The 19,822-nt window shown below is 59.4% G+C and carries 16 protein-coding genes; 12 read left to right on the top strand and 4 right to left on the bottom strand.

What is annotated here, in order from left to right:
* Positions 1 to 232 precede the first annotated feature (232 nt).
* The 11 genes from ACOYW0_RS01460 (at position 233) to ACOYW0_RS01410 (ending at position 14,244) form a co-directional block, all read left to right on the top strand.
* Positions 233 to 1,411, top strand: a complete 1,179-nt coding sequence (locus ACOYW0_RS01460) for a M48 family metalloprotease (RefSeq protein ID WP_482416817.1) — start codon at positions 233 to 235, stop codon at positions 1,409 to 1,411.
* A gap of 113 nt (positions 1,412 to 1,524) precedes the next feature.
* Positions 1,525 to 3,069, top strand: a complete 1,545-nt coding sequence (locus ACOYW0_RS01455; protein WP_482416816.1) for an eCIS core domain-containing protein — start codon at positions 1,525 to 1,527, stop codon at positions 3,067 to 3,069.
* A gap of 83 nt (positions 3,070 to 3,152) precedes the next feature.
* A complete protein-coding gene (locus ACOYW0_RS01450) occupies positions 3,153 to 3,689 on the top strand; it encodes a 2'-5' RNA ligase family protein (RefSeq protein WP_482416815.1) in 537 nt (178 codons plus the stop codon).
* A 296-nt stretch (positions 3,690 to 3,985) separates the two neighbouring features.
* On the top strand, positions 3,986 to 8,125 hold the full coding sequence (locus tag ACOYW0_RS01445; RefSeq protein WP_482416814.1) for a response regulator: 4,140 nt from the start codon (positions 3,986 to 3,988) through the stop codon (positions 8,123 to 8,125).
* Between the two features lies 1 nt (position 8,126).
* Positions 8,127 to 8,975 carry a CheR family methyltransferase gene (locus ACOYW0_RS01440; RefSeq protein WP_482416813.1) on the top strand — a complete coding sequence of 283 codons (849 nt, stop codon included), beginning with the start codon at positions 8,127 to 8,129 and terminating at the stop codon, positions 8,973 to 8,975.
* A gap of 37 nt (positions 8,976 to 9,012) precedes the next feature.
* Positions 9,013 to 9,576 (top strand): chemotaxis protein CheB, encoded by a 564-nt coding sequence (locus tag ACOYW0_RS01435; protein ID WP_482416812.1) that lies wholly within the window; start codon positions 9,013 to 9,015, stop codon positions 9,574 to 9,576.
* 92 nt (positions 9,577 to 9,668) lie between these two features.
* The gene (locus ACOYW0_RS01430) at positions 9,669 to 10,676 is read left to right on the top strand and encodes a GGDEF domain-containing response regulator (protein ID WP_482416811.1); all 1,008 of its coding nucleotides are present in this window, start codon (positions 9,669 to 9,671) and stop codon (positions 10,674 to 10,676) included.
* Positions 10,677 to 10,939: 263 nt separating this feature from the next.
* The gene (locus ACOYW0_RS01425; RefSeq protein WP_482416810.1) at positions 10,940 to 11,539 is read left to right on the top strand and encodes an LOG family protein; all 600 of its coding nucleotides are present in this window, start codon (positions 10,940 to 10,942) and stop codon (positions 11,537 to 11,539) included.
* 47 nt (positions 11,540 to 11,586) lie between these two features.
* A complete protein-coding gene (locus ACOYW0_RS01420; protein WP_482416809.1) occupies positions 11,587 to 12,390 on the top strand; it encodes a helix-turn-helix domain-containing protein in 804 nt (267 codons plus the stop codon).
* Between the two features lie 182 nt (positions 12,391 to 12,572).
* Positions 12,573 to 13,472, top strand: a complete 900-nt coding sequence (locus ACOYW0_RS01415; RefSeq protein ID WP_482416808.1) for a DMT family transporter — start codon at positions 12,573 to 12,575, stop codon at positions 13,470 to 13,472.
* Positions 13,473 to 13,572: 100 nt separating this feature from the next.
* Entirely contained in the window at positions 13,573 to 14,244 is a 672-nt protein-coding gene (locus tag ACOYW0_RS01410; RefSeq protein WP_482416807.1) for a hypothetical protein, read from the top strand.
* Between the two features lie 145 nt (positions 14,245 to 14,389).
* Here the strand turns inward: ACOYW0_RS01410 and ACOYW0_RS01405 are convergent, their stop codons facing one another.
* The 4 genes from ACOYW0_RS01405 to ACOYW0_RS01390 all read right to left on the bottom strand — a co-directional run bounded on the left by ACOYW0_RS01405 (position 14,390) and on the right by ACOYW0_RS01390 (position 18,954).
* Positions 14,390 to 15,238, bottom strand: coding sequence for a glycine betaine ABC transporter substrate-binding protein (locus ACOYW0_RS01405; protein WP_482416806.1), 849 nt, complete (start codon positions 15,236 to 15,238; stop codon positions 14,390 to 14,392).
* Entirely contained in the window at positions 15,235 to 16,098 is an 864-nt protein-coding gene (locus tag ACOYW0_RS01400; protein ID WP_246317784.1) for an ABC transporter permease, read from the bottom strand. Before ACOYW0_RS01400 ends, ACOYW0_RS01405 begins: the two co-directional genes overlap by 4 nt.
* A complete protein-coding gene (proV, locus tag ACOYW0_RS01395) occupies positions 16,091 to 17,284 on the bottom strand; it encodes a glycine betaine/L-proline ABC transporter ATP-binding protein ProV (protein WP_482416805.1) in 1,194 nt (397 codons plus the stop codon). The genes ACOYW0_RS01400 and proV overlap by 8 nt, the downstream gene beginning before the upstream one ends.
* A 452-nt stretch (positions 17,285 to 17,736) precedes the next feature.
* The gene (locus tag ACOYW0_RS01390; RefSeq protein ID WP_482416804.1) at positions 17,737 to 18,954 is read right to left on the bottom strand and encodes an amidohydrolase family protein; all 1,218 of its coding nucleotides are present in this window, start codon (positions 18,952 to 18,954) and stop codon (positions 17,737 to 17,739) included.
* Between the two features lie 258 nt (positions 18,955 to 19,212).
* Here ACOYW0_RS01390 and phnN point away from each other — a divergent pair, with 258 nt between their 5' ends.
* On the top strand, positions 19,213 to 19,794 hold the full coding sequence (gene phnN / locus ACOYW0_RS01385; protein WP_482416803.1) for a phosphonate metabolism protein/1,5-bisphosphokinase (PRPP-forming) PhnN: 582 nt from the start codon (positions 19,213 to 19,215) through the stop codon (positions 19,792 to 19,794).
* Positions 19,795 to 19,822 lie beyond the last annotated feature (28 nt).

Genomic DNA, 19,822 nt, shown 5'->3' with positions numbered 1-19,822 from the left:
AGTCAGAAGGAAAATACCATTATTTCGAATAGCTACAATGGAAATGTCAGCTATTTTGAAAATACAAAATGTAAATCGACGTTTGCTGTTTGATTTTCTCACCCTTCGGGCGAGCCGAGTGCACCCATCTTCTGCGTTATCAGAGCTTTGAGGTAAACCACTACATCTGCAGCTCTGATGCCTTGAATATGGATGCACTCGACTCGTGAAATATCCGGGCAAAGGAGATGGTATGGAAGAGCTAGTCTGTCCGCGCGAGCGCGTTCTGGGAACACTTACCCTTGTCCTGGGGATTACGGTGTGGGGTCTTTTGATCCTTGGTACTGTCGGGGTCGCGTTGGTCGTGTTGCTTGTGGGGTTTGTGTTTTATCTTTTTGCCCAATCCGCCCTCATCGCCCATATCAAGGGCAACGGCATCGAGCTGTCCCAGGAGCAGTTCCCCGACCTTTACGCCCAGTTTGTCTACTGCAGCAACCTTCTGAAATTCAAGGAGGCTCCGAAAGCCTATATTTTAAACGGTGAGGGAGGGTTCAATGCCTTTGCCACCCGGTTTCTTGGCACCCATTTCGTGGTGCTTTTCTCCGATGTGGTGGATGCCATGGCAGCCCATGACGACGGGGTGAAATTTTACATCGGCCATGAACTCGGGCACATCAGGATGAAACACCTCACCGGGACCATGCTTCGCTGGCCTGTTCTCTGGCTTCCCCTCCTGGGGGCGGCTTATTCCCGGGCGCGGGAGACCACATGCGACCGCCATGGCCTGGCATGCTGCAAGACGCCGGAAGGGGCGGGACGGGCCCTGGCCGCTCTGTCCGCGGGGGCTGAACGATGGAAAGACATGGACCTCAAGGCTTACCTGCGTCAGAGTCGGCAGACGTCGGGCTTCTGGATGTCTCTTCATGAGCTCATCTCCGGCTATCCCTGGGTCTCCAAGCGTGTGGCCCGGGTGGTGGCCCCCGAAGCCAAAGATCCACCGCGCCATGGGCTCGCCTATGTATTTGCCGCCTTCCTGCCCTACGCCGGCCGCCTTGGGGCCGGGACCAGCCTGATTATCCTGATTTATATTGTGTTCGCGACTATTGCCGTGAGCGTCCCGCAGTTTTCCACCTACAAGGTCAAGGCCCATACCACCGCGGTGATGCACGAGACCCGGCCGGTGCGCGAAGCCATGGCAGCCTATTACAAGACAACGGAAGAGATCCCCACCCTGGAGGACATCGGGGTGTTGGATTCGTTGCCGGATGGGAGCCATCTGTCGGTGGACGCGTCCAACATGACCCTCACCGTGGACATGGAAGAGGGAGAGCTTCTGTTCGTTCCCTCCATGGACGACGAGGGGCATATCTTCTGGGAATGCAACGCGGGGGAGGGGTTGTTCCCCAGCCAGGTGCCTTCGTATTGCCCGTAACCGTGTATTTAAGGGGTAGGCTCTGCGTCATATAGCCTCCGGTATGTCGTCTGTGGAAGGCGTGATGATCCTTCAATGTCTGCGCGGTTTCTGTTGGATATAGGAGAACGTTCATGCGTACTTTTTTACGTCAGGCCAAAGAGGCCAAAGGGGCGGTGGCGACCCATACCGGCGGCAGTGTGCCCCCGGCCCGGGGAGGAATATCTGCCCTGAGGGTGCAGCGGGCCGTGGGGAACCACGGGATGCAACAATGGATGGCGCGCGGAGGCGAACACTCGGCATCCGGCCCACGGGGCCCTTCCCCTTTGCCCTCGGTGACCGTCGGCGGCGCGGGTGGGGAGAGGGCTGAGGAAGAGGCCCATCGGGTGGCTCGGCAGGTGACGGCCATGCCGTCACCGGGAGGTGTTGAAACGGCCTTTGCCGGGCCGAGGGATGCCTGTTTTACAGGTTTGTTGGGGCTGAGGTCCTCCGGGGTCCCTTTGGATACCGGGACCCGGGCTTATATGGAACCGCGCTTCGGTCGGGATTTTTCCGGCGTCCGGGTCCACAAAGGGGAGGAGGCCGCCGAGCTGGCCGCGTCCCTTCATGCCCGGGCCTTTGCCCTGGGGAACCATATCGTGCTGGGCAAGGGGTTGCCGCCGTCAGACTCGTCTGCGGGGCGTCAGGTGATGGCCCATGAACTGACCCATGTGGTTCAGCAGCGGGGCACCGCTTCGGTGGTGGCCCGGCTCAGTCCCAAGGACTGTTCTAAGGACTGCGCAAAGCCGGACCCTGTCAAACATCCGGCCACGGGTAAGTTTTCCATTACCGTGTACGCAGACAAAGAGGGGACCTTCCTCCTGCTTCCGTTAACCCACAAGGTGGGGCACTCCTGGGTGAGGCTGGAGGACGACAAGGGGACCTCCTGGACCTACGGGTTCTGGCCCCAGTGGGGCTACGACGGCTCCAACATCACCAAAGATGTCAAAGGGTGCGTGCATCACCCGGATACGCGCCACACACCCACAGCCTCCCAGCGCTTTGTCCTCACCGCCGCCCAGTTTGCAGCGGCCATGAAGGAAGCGCGGAAAACCTGCCGGTCCAAACCCAACTACAACCTGTTTGGTTTGCAGTGCACCACCTTTGTCAAACGCGTGCTGGCCGCTGCCGGGCAGTCCTTCGGTGGCTTCGGTCTGGTCTGGGACAGCCCCAACGCCCTCGATTCCTGGATGCGGACCCACGCCCTGCAGCTCGGCACCAGCGTGACGGGCGGCACCTCGGCCCCGGGGAAGGCAGGGGCAGGGACCTTCGGTCTGGATCTCTCCTATCGGCATCAATTTTACTCGCTTCTGGGTGCCAAGCTTCGACTTTACGGCCTGGGCCGGGCCGAGGTGAGCGATCCGGTGACCTCCCTTACGGCCGGTGCCGGCGTGGAGTTTAATCCGAAAAAGGTCTGGCTCCCGAAGCCCTTTCTGGAGGGCGGGGGCATCATCGGCGATCTCAACCCGGAGCCGGGGCTCTCCGAGTTTGGCGCGGGGGCCACGGGATCGGCCGGGCTGCGCTTTAACCTGGATGAGGTGGGGTACGTGGGCGTGGAGTACAATCTGGTCAAAGATTTTGCCCGGGACGATCCCGTCCTGCATCGGTTCATGATCACCGCCGGGTTCCGCCTTTTTTAACCCGTGTTTGCCTTTTGTGGCCCAAAGGTTTAAACCGTTTGAGGCAACTGAATTGTTACACGGTTTTTTTCTGCGAGGTCAGCATGGGATACTCCATCGAACTTTACTTTGATCCGGACTTTGAAGCCGCCATCCGGCGAACGTGGGATGGCCTCGCCGCATCCGGGGTGCCGTCCGTTCTCCAGCAGATCGGAGGACGGCCCCACCTGAGCCTGGCGGTCCTTTCCTCCATTGATGAGGCGATGATTCTAAGCCTGGTCAAGGCGTTTTCAAAGGAGTGTTTTCGATTTCCCATCACATTTCCCGCCATCTCCCTGATTCCCGGGGAGCAGCACACCGTGATCCTTTCTCCGGTCCCGAACCGGCCCCTTCTTGACCTGCAGCAACGGTTATACAGCCTTCTGGATGGCTGCGCCCACCCTCCATTCCAGCGGTATTTTCCCGGACGATGGCTTCCCCACTGCACCCTTTCCAAAGAACTCTCTGGCCCGGATGCCATGAAGACCATGGAGCTGTGCCGTCAAAGCGCCCTAACCGGCACTGCGGAGGCCCGTGAGGTGGGGGTGATCGAGTTCAGGCCGAGGCGAGAACTCGGTACCTATTCTCTCCCGAATCCGTGACAGAATAGGCTTTTTTGCGTTACCGGTTGTGGGGGATGCCCGCGGGGAGTCTTACGGACTTGACAATATAAGGCATCACCCGGTATCAGCGGTTGACTTTTTCATGTCAAGACCTGTAAACCCAAGTGAGGAAACGGGCCGGGTCGACGCGTATTTTTCTGCCTGCGTCGTCGCGGCTTTCTCAAGATGGGGTGATGTGCGTATCGGCACGGGGCCTGTGGGGTTCCGGGCGTGTGCTGGTGTGAGTGTTTTACGTGGGGGCTGTGGGCGCCTGTTATTTGGTTTTTGGAGTACACATGTTTCGTTTTTCAGATATGCGGATCCGGTTCAAGCTTATCCTGCTCTTTATCATCTCCGGTGCTGTTCCCCTGGTCGTCATCGGCTATTTCGGGGCCCGGTTGTCCACGGATTCTCTTCTGGACAAGTCCTTCGATCAGCTCAGCACGGTGCAGGTGATCCGAAAAGGGCAGATCGAGGAGTATTTCGCGGATCGTCATGCCGGGATCGCGTTCATGGCCGAGTCCAAGCGGACCCGTGAGCTGCTGGCGGTTCTCAAGTCCCAAAGGGCCCTGTCCCGCAAAGGCGCGGCCGTGGGGCTGGACAGCCGGTCCGCCGATTACTGGCGTCAGGTGGAGCCCTACAGCAAGATGATGGATGTCTATGCCCGCAACTACGGGTACCACGATATCTTTGTGGTGGATGCCGACGAGGGGGATGTCCTCTTTTCCGTTGCAGGCGAAGACGACCTCGGCACCAACCTGCGCCACGGTGCCTACAAGGAGACCGGCCTGGCCTCGGTATGGCGGGAAGTGGCGGCCACCGGCAAAACGGCTGTGTCCGATTTTGCTGCCTTCGGACCCAGCGGGGGGCTCCAGTCCCTGTTCATGGGGCATCCCATTCGATACGACAGCGACACCGTCAAAGGGGTCTTGATTTTCCAGTTTTCACCGGAGCAGGTGACACACATTGTGGACGCCCGCCAGGGGATGGGCAGCACCGGTGAGTCTTACCTCCTCGGGATCAATGCAAAAACGGATCGTTTCGAGCTGCGGAGCAATGTGAAGACCATCGGCAGCGGGAAATTCGTGGTGGGATCGACCCTCAAGAACCCGCCAGAGTATTGGAATGACGCAGTCCGGGGGGGAATAGAAGGCGGCCACGCCACCTACATGGACAGCATCGGGCAGGCCGTTCTGGTTGCCTACCATCGGCTGGAGATCCCCGGCCTTGACTGGTGCCTCATCTCCAAGATCGACAGGCACGAGGTCACCGCACCGGTGAGGGGCATCTATCGGATGATCGGACTGGTGGCCGGGCTCCTCCTTGCCTGCATCGGTATCGGCGCGTTGTTTTTTTCCCGCGCCATCACCCGGCCCCTCATTGCGGACATCCGGTTTGCCGAGGCCATTGCAAACGGGGAGCTCAATGCCTCCCTCAAGCTCAACCAGAGGGATGAGCTGGGGGCCCTGGCAAGGGCGTTGAACAACATGGCGCGGAAACTCCAGAACCTGGACTGGCTCAAATCCGGAAAAGAGGGGCTGGACGACAAGTTGCGCGGTGAACACGACAGCGGCCAGCTGGCACGTCGCTTTACCTCCTTCATGGCCCGGCACATGGATGCCCAGCTCGGAGCCCTGTACCTCATGACCGACAAGGGCCTGGAACTCAAGGCAAGTTATGCCTTCACCGACCGCAGCGGCAACTTCAACCGATTCGCCCTTGGGGAAGGCATGGTGGGCCAGGCCGCCATGGAAAACGAGATCCTGGTGTTCAGCGACATGCAGAGCGGCGCACCTGCCGTGAACTTCGGGGCGGGGGAGACCATCCCGTCCAATTTTATCGCGGCACCCGTCTCCTTTGAAGGTGCGGTGGTGGGCGTGCTGCTTCTGGGCTCGGTGAGCCGTTTCACCGATATGCAGCGCCGTTTCATCGAGCAGAACATGGAAAACGCGGCCATCTTGTTCAACGCCGCCAAGTCCCGCCAGACAATCCACGATCTCCTGGAAAAGGCCCAGGAGCAGCAGGAGGCCCTGCGGGTGTCCAACGAAGAGCTGGAGGAGCAGGCCAAGGCACTGAAGGAATCCGAGTCCGAACTCCAGGCCCAGCAGGAGGAGCTGCGGGTCACCAACGAGGAGCTGGAAGAGCAGACCAAGGCCCTGAAGGAGTCCGAGTCCGAACTCCAGGCCCAGCAGGAAGAGCTGCGGGTCACCAACGAGGAGCTGGAGGAACGGACCCGGGCCCTGGAGGAACAGAAAGAGGCCATCTCATGCAAGAACACCGATCTGGAGGCCGCCCAGGAGGTGGTCAAGCAGAAGGCCCGGGATCTTGAGATCGCCAGCAAGTACAAGTCCGAGTTTCTGGCCAACATGTCCCATGAACTGCGGACCCCCCTGAACAGTATCCTGATCCTCTCCCAGATGCTCTCCAAGAACAAGGACGGCAACCTCTCGGAGCGCCAGGTGGAGTCCGCCAAGGCTGTCCACGCCTCCGGCGCTGACCTTCTGGCCCTTATCAACGAGATCCTGGACCTCTCCAAGATCGAAGCGGGCAAGGTGGAGCTGGTCATCGAGGACGTGACCATGGACGGGCTCATGGGCGATATCCGGCGGCTGTTCAAGGATGTGGCCGAAGACAAACAGATTGCCCTGGGCTTAAGCGTTGCCCCGGGCGTGCCGGAGATGGTCCGCACAGACTCCCAGAGGCTCCAGCAGATTCTGCGGAACCTTTTGACCAATGCCTTCAAGTTCACCGATCGGGGCTCAGTGGCCCTCACCGTGTCCCGTCCCGGCCCCGACCTCCTCGCCAGGGCGGAGATGGAGCCCGAAGGTGTTCTCGCCTTTGCCGTTACAGACGACGGCATCGGTATCGCCAAAGAGAAACAGGTGGCCATCTTCCAGGCCTTCCAGCAGGCAGACGGCAGCACGAGCCGCAAGTACGGCGGCACCGGCCTGGGCCTGTCCATCTCCCGGGAGCTGGCCAAGCTGCTGGGCGGCACGATTTTGCTGGACAGCGAAGAGGGCAAGGGCAGCACCTTTACCGTGCTTCTCCCCGAGGCGTACCAGGGGACGACACCGTCCGCAGCGGCCGAGCCGTCTCCGGTGCCGGAGCCCGCACCCGCCCGCCAGGAGAGCGCACCGGTCTCTTCACCAGCGCCGATTCCTCCGTCTGTCGACTGCAGCGTTCCGGACTGCCCCCTGGCAGCCCCTGCCTCTCCCCCTTGCGAGAGCGATTACGTGGAGGACGACCGCAAAACCCTGACCCCGGAGGCAAAGAGCCTGCTCATCATTGAGGATGATCTCAACTCCGCCAGGATCATGCGGGATTTTGCCCGGGAGCGGGGGTTCAAGTGCGTGGTGGCCGAAGACGGGGAGACCGGGCTGCATTTTGCCGATTACTACAAGCCCAGCGCCATCATCCTGGACATCGGCCTGCCGGGCATCGACGGCTGGACCGTCATGGAACGCCTCAAGGGCAACTCCGAACTCCGGCACATTCCGGTGCACTTCATGTCTGCTAACGACAGCTGCCTGGATGCCATGCGCATGGGGGCGGTGGGCTACCTCACCAAACCGGTGAGCATGGAGAAGGTGGAAGACGCCCTGAGTAAATTGGAGGACATCGCCTCCAAGCCCGTAAGTCGGCTTCTGCTGGTGGAAGACGACAAGATCCACCGGGAGAGCATCGAGACCCTCATCGGCACCGGGGATGTGGAGACCACTGCGGTGAGCTCGGGCAGGGAAGCCCTGGCAGAGCTGGACAGGGGAGGCTACGACTGCATGGTCCTGGACCTCGGCCTGGAGGACATGACGGGCTTTGAACTGCTGGAGAAGATCCGCCTGAGCCCCACCTCCACCCGGGTGCCCATCATCATCTACACGGGAAGGGACCTGACCCGGGATGAGGAGAAAGAGCTCAACCGCTACGCCGAGAGCATCATCGTCAAGGGGGTGAAATCCCCGGAGCGGCTCCTGGACGAGTCCGCCCTGTTTCTCCATCGTGTGGAAGCCAACCTGCCGGAGGAGAAACGCAACATGCTCAAGATGGTCCACGATAAGGAGGCGGTGCTGAGCGGCAAAACCATCCTGCTGGTGGACGACGACATGCGCAATGTTTTTGCGCTTTCCAGTGTGTTAGAGGAGCGCAACATGGAGGTGGTCATCGCCAGGAACGGCATCGAATGCCTGGACAAGCTCAAGGCCATGGAGAAGGTGGACGCGGTCCTCATGGACATCATGATGCCGGTAATGGACGGCTACGAAGCCATGACGGAGATCCGCAAGAAAAAGGCCTTCTCCAGGCTGCCCATCATCGCCCTGACAGCCAAGGCCATGAAGGGGGACAGGAGCAAGTGCATCGAGGCCGGTGCCAGCGACTACCTGGCCAAACCCGTGAACGCGGAAAAACTTCTATCCATGCTGAGGGTCTGGTTGTACTGATATGAATGAATCCGAACGCATCGAAAACGAACGCCTTGAGATCCAGATGCTCCTTGAGGCCATCTACCGGAAATACGGCTACGATTTCCGAAGCTACGCCTTTACCCATACCAAGCGTCGCCTGGAGCACCGACGGTCCCTGGAGGGCCTGGACACGTTCTCGGACATGCAGCACCGGGCCATCCATGACGAAGGCTTTTTCAACACTCTGCTCCTGGACCTTTCCATCAACGTCACGGAGATGTTCAGGGACCCGTGGTTCTACAAGCGGGTGAGGGAGGTGGTCTTTCCCCACCTGCGCACCTACCCCTTTGCCAAGGTGTGGCATGCCGGGTGTTCGGCGGGCCAGGAGGTCTACTCCATGTGCATCCTTTTGGAAGAGGAGGGCATGGGCGACCGCGTGCAGGTGTACGCCACGGATTTCAACGAGCTGATCCTTCAAAAGGCCAAGGAGGGGATCTACCCCATGGACCTGGTACGTGAGTACACGGCCAACTACCAGAAGGCTGGCGGGGACCGCTCTTTTTCAGATTACTACACCGCCGATTATGATAACGTGATCATGAAACGGTCCCTTAAGGAGCATGTGCTCTTCTCCTCCCACAACCTGGTCACCGACGGGGTGTTCGGGGAGATGAACCTGATCTTTTGCAGGAATGTTCTCATTTATTTTAACCGGGAGTTGCAGAACCGGGTGTTGAACCTTTTTTACGACAGCCTGTGTCCCGGCGGGTTTCTCTGCCTTGGATCCAAGGAGAGTATCCGGTTTTCAAACGTGGCCGACCGGTTCGAGGTCGTGTCCGAGCGAGAAAAGATATACCGAAAAAAGCGTGGCCCGTCCGCCCTGTGAGAACCCGGCAGGCAGGCCATGGCAAAGGATGAAACGCATGAAGTCATTTGAAGCTGTTGTCATCGGCGTTTCAGCCGGAGGCCTCGCCGCTCTGGAGGCGATCCTTCCGGTTTTGGACGAATCATTCGGGGTGCCGGTGCTTGTGGTTCAGCATCTTAGCCCGAACACGGAGAGCTACCTGCCGAAGCACCTGGACATCCGGTGTGCGCTGCACGCCAAGGAGGCCGAAGACAAAGAGCCCCTGAAGCCGGGGACAGTCTATGTGGCGCCTCCCAACTACCACCTTATGGTGGAGGCGGACAGGACCATTGCCCTGTCCACCGAGGAGCGGGTAAACTTCTCGCGGCCGTCGGTGGACGTGCTGTTTGAGACGGCCGCCGAGGTGTTCTGTAAAGGGCTGGTGGGGGTGATCCTCACCGGCGCCAATTCAGACGGTGCGGCCGGTGTTGCGAGAGTCAAGGCACTGGGCGGCCTGGTGGTGGTGCAGGATCCGGAGACCGCCGCGGCAGATGCCATGCCCAGGGCCGCCATCAAGGCGGTGACCCCGGACCATGTGCTTCCCCTGGAACGCATCGGCCCTTTTTTGAAAACACTGGCCTGACAGAAAGATGAAGCCCCCGTCGTGGTGTGCGGGGGCTTTCTGAAAACGGGCTGTTGATTGTTTATGTTCCATCAATACCACAAAGGTTTGTCATGGGAATTGCCAAGATACTGATCGTTGATGATCGTCCGGAGAACCTCCTGACCCTGGAAAGCCTTCTGGATGAGCCGGATATCGAACTCGTCCGGGCCACCTCCGGCATGGAGGCCCTGGGGCTCACCCTGGACCACGATTTTGCCCTGGTTCTCCTCGACGTCCAGATGCCCGGCATGGACGGCTATGAAGTGGCGGAGCTGATGCGCGGAAACAAAAAGACAAAGCACATCCCCATCATCTTCATCACGGCGGCGTTTCGGGCGGATGCCCAGGTGTTCAAAGGGTACGAGAGCGGGGCCGTGGACTACCTGTTCAAGCCCCTGGACGAGCGGGTCTTCAAGAGCAAGGTGGGGGTCTTCATCGAACTGTTCCGCCACAAGGATGCCCTGAGCAAAAAGACCCGGGAGCTCGACCGAAAGCTGGTGGAGCTTGAAGAGTTGCAACAGCAGCTTGAAGAGACCAACGAGCAGCTTCGCCTGCTCTCCACCACGGACGGCCTCACCGGGCTTATTAACAAACGGGAGTTTGAGGTCATCTTCGAAAGGGAGTGGATCCGGGGGATCAGGACCCAGGCGCCCCTTTCCCTGGTGATGCTGGATATCGATTTTTTTAAAGCCTACAACGACACCTGCGGGCATGCCCAGGGGGACGACTGCCTGAAGAAAGTGGCCCTGGCCATCTCCGATGCGGCCAGGAGGCACACGGACAAGGTGGCGCGGGTGGGCGGCGAAGAGTTCGCCGTGCTTCTGCCCGAAACCGAGGCAGAAGGGGCTGTTCATGTGGCCGAGCGGCTTCTCGGGGCCGTGTCCGACCTTGCCATTCCCCACAAGCGCTCCTCTGTCGCAGGATATGTCACCACAAGCATCGGTGTGGCCACCATGGTTCCCCACCAGAATGGGATCCAGCGGGACCTTTTCGAGGCCGCCGACGACGGCCTGTACCGGGCCAAGGAGAAGGGCCGGAACCGCTGGTGCATGGGGGCGACGGTTCTGAACGTGGCATGATGGACCCGGGCGTGTTAAAAAAAAAAATTAACGATTCAGCTCATCTTTGCCTCCGGCGGGTCGCTTTTTTGAAAAAAAGCTCCGCAAAAAACGTTCCGGTAGAAAGATTAGAACAGTCAAAATCGCTGGAATTCATGCCGGAGCTGTCAAGACCTGTTTGGCAAGCCCAAAGCATCTCATTGGGAAAGTTTGGCCCCGGCAGGGCCACCGGAGGCTTTTTTGAGTTGAAGCGTTACAAAAAAAAGAAATACAAGGAAGAAAAAATGAAAAATATCTGTGTGTTCTGCGGGGCAAGCCCCGGGTCCAACCCCGCCTACCTTGAAGGGGCGCGGGAGCTTGGAAAAACCATGGCTGCCAACGACATCCGCCTGGTGTACGGAGGCGGCAGCCTGGGCATGATGGGGACCCTTGCCAAGACCGTCAAAGAGAACGGCGGCAAGGTCACCGGGGTCATTACCCGTCACCTGGTGGACATGGAAGTGGCCCTCACCGACCTGGATGACCTGCGTGTGGTGGACACCATGCATGAGCGCAAGGGCCTCATGGCCGATCTCTCCGACGGGTTCATCGCGCTTCCCGGCGGGTTCGGCACCATGGAGGAGATCTTTGAGATCATCACCTGGTCCCAGCTGGGCATCCACAAAAAGCCCTGCGGCTTTCTCAATGTGGACGCCTACTACGACAAGCTCATGGCCTTTTTTAACCACATGGCCGACCAGTCGTTCATCGAAGCCGACTACAGCAACATTGTCCTCATGGATGAAAATCCCGATGGCCTCATCTCGCGGCTGAGGGGCTTTACCCCGGTTGAGTCCGACAAAGGTAAGTGGGCCAAGGAGCTCACCGCCAACAGCCACGCCTGATGCCTCGTCTCTGACCCAACCCCTGCCTTGCAAAGGAGCCTCTTGCCATGGCCATGGTCTACAGACCGGAACGCATCCCGGGCGTCAAGGTGCTCTCCTGCACCGACCCCTTCGAGTTTCGGCCCCATATCCACGACCGGTATGTGGTGTGGCTGAACACGGCCGGGGGGGAGCACTACAGCCTTGGCGGCTCCACGGACATCCTGACACCGGGCAGCATAAGCGTCATCGAGCCCGGGGCGGTCCATGGCAACCGTCCCTGCTCGGAGACGGCCCGGCACCTGCGCAGCTTTTACGTGGAGGCCGGGGTGTTCCAGGCCATGGGCGAACAGTTTGGCCTCTCCGGGGCCGAGGGGCTTGGCCTGACTGGCGGGCCCATAACAGACAGGTCCCTCTGGACAGAGCTGGCCCGGCTCCATGAGCTGATGCTCGGCGAGACGCCCGATTTAGAGCTCTCCACCCGGGTGACCCGGGTCTTCGGCGACCTCTTCAGGCGTCACGGCCGACTGGGGACTTTACCTAAGGCACCGGAGGCACGAGATGTCCGTATCGACCGGGTCCTGGACTGCCTCCGGGAGAATCTCGATACGCCCCTGACCTTGGAGACCCTTGCCGGGCATGCCGGGTGCACCCCCTACCACCTGATCCGCCTTTTCCGGAAAACCCTGGGCATGACGCCCCATGCCTACCTGACCCAGCTTCGCCTGGAAAACGCCCGCCGCATGCTGGAACGGGGAGAGTCCATCGCCAACAGCGCCCTGGCCTCCGGTTTTTCCGATCAAAGCCACCTTACCCGAGCCTTCCGGTCCCGCTACGGCCTTCCCCCCGGCGCCTACCAGCACTCATCCTGATTCCTCCCCCATCCCCCTAAAACCTATAGCCTTTAGCCCTTCGCCCCTTTATTCCATGTCAATTTTGTTCAAGATAGCCTCATCCCGTTGGGCTACCCTCGTCTCCCATGGATGATACCGGTTCGAACCGGTTCAGATGAAAACCTTTTAAAGGCGCGCACGCCGCGTCCGGGAGTGTGGTTGTGGTTCCTTATCTGTACGCCCTTGGGGCGATTTTATGCTGGGCGAGTCTCCCGGCTGCCGTGGGGGCGGGCCTTGACGGCCTCTCCACCGAGTCTCTCCTGTTCTACAGCTTTACGTCGGCGGCTCTCTATCTCTATGTTCAGGATGTGGTGACGACCCGTTCTGTGCGGCTTTACCTTCCGGGGTTTCCCGCCAGCCTCTGGGGCATGGCCGGGATCTTCGGCTACCACTGGGTCTACTACATGGCCATGGACAACGCCCCGCTGGCCGAGGCCGCCATCCTGGCCACCACATGGTCCTTCTGGATCGTGGTCTTCTCCTCGGTGCTGGCCTTTAAAAAACTCAAAGGGAGCATTGTCGCAACGGCGCTCATGGGCATGGTGGGGGCAGGGCTTGTGATCTCCTCCAACGCGGATCTTTCCTTTGATGCCGCCTACATGAAAGGCTACCTCCAGGCCCTGCTCTGCGGGCTGATCTGGAGCAGTTTTTCCGTGGCCCTGCCCCGGCTGAACACTCGTCGCAGTCCCATGACCGCTTTTACGGTGTACGCCGCCGTGATCTCCGCGGTTTTTTATCTCGTTACCGGTCCCCATCCGGCACCAGGGGGGCGGGCCCTTGTCTCGGCGGTTTACGTGGGCCTTGTGCCTCTGGGCCTCTCTTTTTTCCTGTGGAATCGGGCCGTGGCAACGGGGAATCTTTCTGTGATTGGTTTTTTGAGCTACCTCACCCCGCCCCTGGCCGTGCTCCTGGTGGCGTTGATCCACGGTGAGCGGGTGTCTGGCCGGGTGCTTTGCGGCATGGGGCTGATTCTTGTGGCGGCCATTTTGGGGAAGATGGCAACGGAGTACCACAGGGGTGGGGAAGGCCGGGGCCTGGCGTCGAGGGCTTCATCGTCATAGACCGAGGTGAGCCTTTTTCCCTTACAAACGCTGGCAAACTCGTGGTACCCTCCGAGGGAGACATTGGTAAGCCGGATGTTTACGTGAAATGGAGTGAAAGATGTCAGGTGTATGCAGTGGAAGCGGCGTGTTTGCCTTGGACGAGGCGATTCTTGTCAAAAGCTTGATGCTCAGGGGCGATGTGGTCATCGAAAAGGCCCTTGCAGTGGCCCGGGAGACATCCCGTTACGTCAAGTCCAAGTATGTTTTTTCGGAATGCCGCGTGGAAGAGGTTGGCGATGGATACGTCACGTTAAACGGGGTTGAGTTCACAAGCAAGATCCTTGCGCACACCCTGAAGGATAGTGACAGGGTGTTTCCCTACTTTGCCACATGCGGTGAAGAGGTGAGTGAGCACACCGGGGGGATGACCGATTTGTTTGACAAATACGTGTCGGAAAAGGTGGAGTTTCTCGCCCTTGCCCAGGCCAGGGACACCATGAGGGACAAGGTGAAGTCAGTGTACGGGGTGCATGGCATCTCCCATATCAACCCCGGCTCCATTCAGGATTGGAGCACCCTGGAGATGAAAAAGATCGATGCCCTGCTGGGGGACAGTCCTCGTGAGATGGGCATACATATCCTCGATTCCGGGATGATCCTGCCTGTTCGGAGTGTTTCCGGGTTCATGTTTGTGAGTGAGGAAGAGTTTCACAACTGCATCTTGTGCCGAAGGGAGTGCCCGAACAGACGCGCGGAATTCGATGAAGAGGCCTATGTGAATTCGTTATAAGGTATGTGAAAAAAGCCCCCTTGGTGATTCTGCCTGAATCACGAGGGGGCTTTTTATCCTTGTCTCCTGGGTGGGTGTGGGAAGAAAACGCCTGACATGGAAACGTATTGCTTTCAGGTAGGCGCTTTTTATGAACTATCCGGGGTTAGGGAAGCCAGGACTTTACCCTGTCCGGATGCTCGGCGACCCATTTTTTGGCGTTTTCATACACGTCGGAGCCGTCCACGGTGTTCATGGCCATCACCTCACCGATCTCGGCGGCGGTCCAGGAGAAGGCGTCCAGCACGTGGTAGACCTTGGGATGGTCCGCCTTGAGCCCCTTGCGGGCAAAGGTGTTGATGGTCTCGGCCTCGCCGTACACCTTGTCCGGGTCCTCAAGAAATTTCAGGTCGAATTTGGCGAACTTCCAGTGGGGCACCCAGCCGGTGACAGCCACCCATTTCTTCTGGCGGTAGCGGTTGGCCAGGGTGGCGGTCATGCCCGCGCCGCTGGAGGAGATAAGCTCGATTTTGTCGAGGTTGTAGTGGTCCATGGCCTCCTCGGTCTTGGGCATGATGCCGGCGCCGGGGTCGATGCCGATGATCTCTCCGTCAAAGGCCTTGGCATTGGTGTTGAGCTCTGCAATGGTGTCGATGGTCACGTAAGTGGGGACAATGAGACCGATCTTGGCCCCTTCGAAGTTGGGACCCAGGTCTTCGATCTTGCCCTTGTAGCGTTCGACCATGTCCTTGTGGGTCACGGGGAGCCACGAGGTGGTCATGGCGTCCTGATCACCGGAGGCCAGGGCCGCGTACATGGCCGGGGCCGAGACCGGGGTAAGTTCCACGTCGTAGCCAAAGTTCTCTTCGATGACAGCTTTCATGACGTTGGAGCTGGCTGTGGCACAGGCCCACTCCACGTAAACGATTTTGATTTTTTCCTTGGCCGCGGCCGGGGTTGCGATGAGAGCGGCAACAGCCAGGGCGAGACAAAGGGACGCGATACGGCGAATCATGCATTTCCTCCTTCAGGTTTTCCATTCTTGGCTCCCAGCTGCTGAAGTATGCGGTCCAGGAGCATGGCAACGATGACAATTCCGATTCCGGCTTCAAAGCCCTTGCCGGGCTGGAGCCGCTGGATGGCTTTCCATACCTCGCCCCCCAAGCCCTTGGCGCCGATCATGGCGGCCACCACCACCATGGAGAGGGCCAGCATCACCGTCTGGTTCACCCCGGCCATGATGGTGGGGGTGGCCAGGGGGAGCTGGATCTTGAAGAGCTTCTGGCGCGGTGAGGAGCCAAAGGCGTCCGCTGCTTCGATGAGCTCTGCCGGAACCTGGCGGATGCCCAGGCAGGTGAGGCGGATGGCCGGTGGCACCGAGAAGATCACGGTGGAGAAGATGGCCGACACCTTGCCCAGCCCGAAAAAGGGGATGGCCGGGATCAGGTAGACGAAGGCCGGCATGGTCTGCATAAAGTCCAGAACGGGCATGACCATGCGATAGGCGGTGCGGTTCAAGGCCGCCAGGATCCCCGTGGGGATGGCGATGAGGATGGAGACCAGGGTGGCGATGAGCACCAGGGCCAGGGTGCTTACCGTGGCCTTCCACAGGCCCATGTTCACGATGAGGAACAGCCCCAGGATGGCCAGGGCCGACACCGATGCCTTGCGTGTGATGGCAAAGGCCAGGGCCCCGATTCCCAGGATAAAGAGCCAGGGGGGCAAAAAGAGCATGCCGTCCACCATGAAGTCGATGAACGCCTCCATGATATCCGAGAAGACATTGGTGGCACCGGAACAATGGGCCACGAGAAAATCGATGACAGCTTCGATGGCCTTTCCGATGGGGAGCCTCGGGATGTCCAGGTCAAGCACTGCGTCCTCCTTCGGCCAGGGCGGCCAGCAGGGTCCCGCGGACAATGACGCCCGCCAGTTTCCGGGTCTCCGTGACCACGGCCAGGGGGTAGGGGAGATCCTTGAGGATCTCAAACAGCTCGGAGGCCGGGGTCTCCGGGGGGACGGTGGTGACGTCCTGCTGCAAAATGGTCTCCAGGTTGTCGTCGCCTCGCTCTGCGGCTTCTTTGGCGTCGGCCGCCGAGATGATTCCCAGAAGGGAGTGGTCCCGCTTGGTGACGAAGAGGCTGGAAATCCCTTCGTTTTTCATCTTGCGAAGGGCTGCTCTGGGCCCGTCGTTGCGCACATGGCCCACGGCAAAGGGGCGCTTCATCACGGATTCGGCCGTGAGGACTTTGGAGATGTCCACGTCTTCCACGAATTTTTCCACGTAGCGGGTGGCCGGTTCCATGAGGATTTCGTCCGGTGTGCCCACCTGGACCACCTTGCCGTCTTTCATGAGCACGATGCGATCGCCGATTTTCAAGGCTTCGTCCAGATCGTGGCTGATGAAGACGATGGTCTTCTGGAGCCGGTCCTGAAGGTCCAGGAGCTCGTCCTGCATGTCTCTTCGGATGAGGGGGTCCAGGGCGCTGAAGGCCTCGTCCATGAGCAGGATATCCGGGTCTACGGCCAGGGCGCGGGCAAGGCCCACCCGCTGCTGCATGCCGCCGGAGAGCTGATCCGGGTAGCTCTGCTCCCAGCCGGACAGGCCCACCTGGCCCAGGACTTCGTGGGCCTTCTCCAGCCTGGCCTCCCGTTCCACGCCCTGGATTTCAAGCCCGAAGGCGGCGTTTTCCGCCACGGTGCGGTGGGGAAACAGGGCAAAATTCTGGAAGACCATGCCGAATTTTTTCTGCCGGATATCCAGGAGTTCCCCATGGCTTACCTTGGCGATGTCGACCCCGTCCACGAGGATGGATCCCGCCGTGGGCTCGATGAGCCGGTTCAGGCAGCGCACCAGGGTGGACTTTCCGCTCCCTGAAAGACCCATGATGACGATGATCTCTCCGGCCTTGACGTCGAAGGTTACCCCGCCCACGCCGACACCGTGGCCGGTTTTTTCCAATATCTCTTCTTTGTCAGACCCGTCCCGGAGCATGGACAATGCCCGTCGCGGGGAGGGACCGAAAATCTTGACCAGGTCCCTCACTTCAATTTTTGTCATGTGGTTCACCCTCGGTTGTGTTCAAAACGATGCCTACCATAGAGGCGGCGAAAGCCTGTGTCAAATTGCTTCAACGGTTTTTTCAAGAGCAATCGCTTGTGGCGGAGGTGTGATTAAAAGATATTTTGAGTTGTTATGATTTTTTCCGTATGTTTCCAAAAAAAGACAATGATCATCTTTTAAATCGATTTTTATTTCAATTTATTATTGATGGTTCCGGGTTTGCCATGGTTTGGGGATTGTCTGGAAATTAGTTTGTGTCATGGGGTATTTTGACGGGTTTTTCCGGCGCGGCGGCGCCTCGTACGGCCCATGTCCTGATATCTAACGGGCTGGCTGGATGGCGTGTCGGGTATTGCTGATAGACTGGTGTGGGCGGGGTGTTTCGCGGCAGGGAGAGGGCCCCGGACTGCGCCTGTAATGGGCAGTCCGGGGCAAAGGGGCGGGGCTTTCTATCTGATTTTCTTCCCTTCCGCAAACACTTCGGAAGGAACCGCACCTAAATGGAAGGGGTGCTTTTCCCAGACCAGGAGGCTCGCGAGCTTTCCCTCTTCGATGGTGCCGAGCTGGTCGTCGATGCCCAGGACGGCCGCGCTTTTGCCGGTGATAAGGCTGATGGCCTCGGCTTCGTCCATGCCGTGCATCAGGAAGAACTTCAGCCCGTCCCGGAGGGAGGCTGAAAGGGTTACGGGGTGGTCGCTCATGAGGGTGTAAAAGGCTTCGGATGCCATGAGCTTGGCCGTGTTTTTGTAAACGGCGTGTTTGAGCTCCACCTTGTAGCCCACGGAGCCGATGGGGCCGTAAACCACGGGGATCTCCCGTTCGGCGAGCTTGTTGAAGATCTCTGTGTGGAAGACATCGCAGGCATGATCGCAGGTGACGGAGAGACCGTATTTTTCCACGAGCTTGATGAGGTAGAGGATGTCGTCTTCCTTGTGTACGTGGACTTTTGCGATTTTTTCGCCGCTGAGAAGCTCCAGCAGGGCGCTGTCTTCGGGATCGAAGGAGAGAAGGTATTCGCGTTCGATGACATCGGCCTCAAAGGCGTGGTCGGTTTCGTTGATCTCGCCCTTGGCCTGCTTGTCCGAAAGCTCGTTGAGTTTTTTCTCCTTTGCAAGGGCGGCCTTCTCCTTTTTAAGGAGCACCTCGTCAAAGCGCTTTTCGAGCATGGCGTAGATTCCCATGCGGGTGGTGGGGCGATCCCCTTTCCAGTTCGTGGTGGAGCGGGGGTTGTAGCCCAGGGCCATCTTGTAGCCGTAGTCTTTGATCACGGCCTCGTCCCGGTACCGGGCAAAGTTTCGGATCACCCTGGCCTTGCCGCCGATGAGGTTGCCGCTTCCCGGCACCACGCAGCTGTACAGGACCCCGAAGTCCACGGCATCGGAGAAAGCGCGGTCGTCGAAGTAGAGGCTGTCCACCGGGTCCACCAGGGGCAGGATCTGGCCGATTTCGTCGTTGGCCTCCCCCTCCCGGGAGGGCTCCCCTTCGCGTTCCATGCCGATGTGGGAGTGGGGGTCGATGAAGGCGGGGGTCACGATCCCTGCCGAGTCCCAGCGGGTGGCGGTTTCAGAGATGCTTGCGATGCGGTCGTTTTCAATGGTGATGTATCGGTCGGTGGCGGTGCCTCCCTTGCCGTCGAAGAGGAGGGTGGCCTTGATGATATGCGTCATGGTCTCTTTTTTCCATTTGTTGGGTTGGGTTTTCTGCCAGGCCGAAGGCGGGCTGAACAGTGATGGCTGCCATGGCCCGTCCGGGCAGGTCGTGCCGAATTATACATCCGTTGAAGGACGATTGAAACGAATGAGCCCATTGCAACATGATTTTATCACCCGATTGTAATATAAACCTCACCATGGGAGCCCATGCTGATCCATGCAGATCCCGGTCCGTTCATTCGGGCCTTGACCCCGAACAGAGGATACCTTCCCATGGAAAACGGAACACTTTTTTACGTCACCGGCGCGTCAGGCGCCGGAAAAGATACCCTGTGCACCGCGGCACGCTCTGAGCTCAACGGCTCGGCACCGGTGCTGTTTGCCCACCGATACATTACCCGCCCTGCAGATGCGGGGGGCGAGAACCATGTGGCCCTGTCCCGTGAAGAGTTCTGCCAGAGGCGGGAGCTCGGGCTGTTTGCCCTGTCCTGGGAGAGCCACGGCAACGGCTACGGCATCGGCGCCGAAATCGACGGCTGGCTTGACCGGGGCGTGAGCGTGGTGGTTAATGGCTCCCGGGGTTACCTTGGCGAGGCTGCCCGGCGCTACCCCGAGATGGTGGTGATCCATATCGAGGCGGATCGCGAGATCCTCAAAAAAAGGCTCCTGCGCAGAAACCGGGAAACCGAAGCCCAGATTGAAGCCAGGCTCAGCCACTCGGACACCCTTGCCCCGGTGCGGCATCCCAACCTCTACACCCTCTGCAACAACGAATCCCTTGAGGCCTCGGTCTCACACTTCATCGATCTCCTCACGCACTTTGTGCCCGGCTGCCATCACAAGGTAAGGGCATAGCCTTTTTTCCGATCCTCTCCTTATATAT

This window comes from Desulfoluna sp. HI9BLuna (genome assembly GCF_056829775.1).
The sequence above is the reverse complement of the archived record's forward strand: the minus strand, read 5'-3'. Positions and strand labels throughout refer to the sequence as shown.